This is a genomic window from Priestia sp. P5_B4 (assembly GCF_056400385.1).
Map to the genome: position 1 here is coordinate 1 of NZ_JBFULJ010001256.1, position 833 is coordinate 833.

Annotated in this window: 1 protein-coding gene and 1 pseudogene; one reads left to right on the forward strand and one right to left on the reverse strand. The window is 36.4% G+C overall.

Annotation, left to right across the window (positions count from 1 at the left end; translation table 11 throughout):
* Positions 1–396, forward strand: a 396-nt coding sequence (locus AC1DRF_RS30325; protein ID WP_477742609.1) for a Na+/H+ antiporter NhaC family protein, incomplete at its 5' end; no start/stop codon positions are given.
* A 198-nt stretch (positions 397–594) separates the two neighbouring features.
* On the opposite strand, the pseudogene AC1DRF_RS30330 reads toward AC1DRF_RS30325, so the two are convergent.
* Positions 595–833 (reverse strand): annotated as a pseudogene (locus AC1DRF_RS30330) (spore gernimation protein KB); the annotation flags it as partial.

Genomic DNA, 833 nt, shown 5'->3' on the forward strand with positions numbered 1-833 from the left:
GGATTATCCGCTGTTACAGAAGACTTGGGGTTTTCGAATTTCGTGACCGCACATTCTAAGTGKATTCCTCAAATGTTTGTCACTCCTTTTATGTTTGTATTTGGGGCTGCTATTTCTTACTTTATCGGGTCTGCTTGGGGGACGTGGGGGATTTTAATGCCGCTTGGCGTATCGCTTGCAAGTTCTGCAGATCTTTCTTTGCCGCTGATTATCGGTGCCGTATTTGCAAGCGGTTCATTTGGAGCGTTTTCTTCACCTTTAAGCGACGATACGAATACCATCGCCAAAATATTAGATTTATCTGTTATTGAATATGCCAAGTATAAATTAAAGCCAGCTTTAATTGCAGCGGGAATAACAGTTGCTTTTTATCTTGTTGTATCTTTCTTGTTTTGAATGAGGGAAATAGACATCTAGTATCAATTTTTCATTTTTTTTAGCTTAAAGTAAGCATACAGTCCTAATGAGACGCACACTAGCATGATACAAGTAAGCGGAAATAAGATGGTATTAATAAAATGATCATAAAACCATATATACACGAACATCACCTCGATAATTTTAACGCTATTTTTTCTATTTATTAGAGATATACTATCTGTGCTGCTTCTTCCTATTTTTCAAAAAGGCGATAATCAAAAGCAGTATAGGTACGATAGCAAAAAGAGGCATATGTAAAAGAAATCTCGCTACGTGTAGCCCTTCATAAAGATGTTCTTGAAAATTACTAGCGATTGTAATCGACAAAAACAACACAATGATGCCTAAAGGATACACTAGACGGGAAGGAGATTTAATTTTAAATAAAGTAGCTGTACCTATGATAGAGGCAT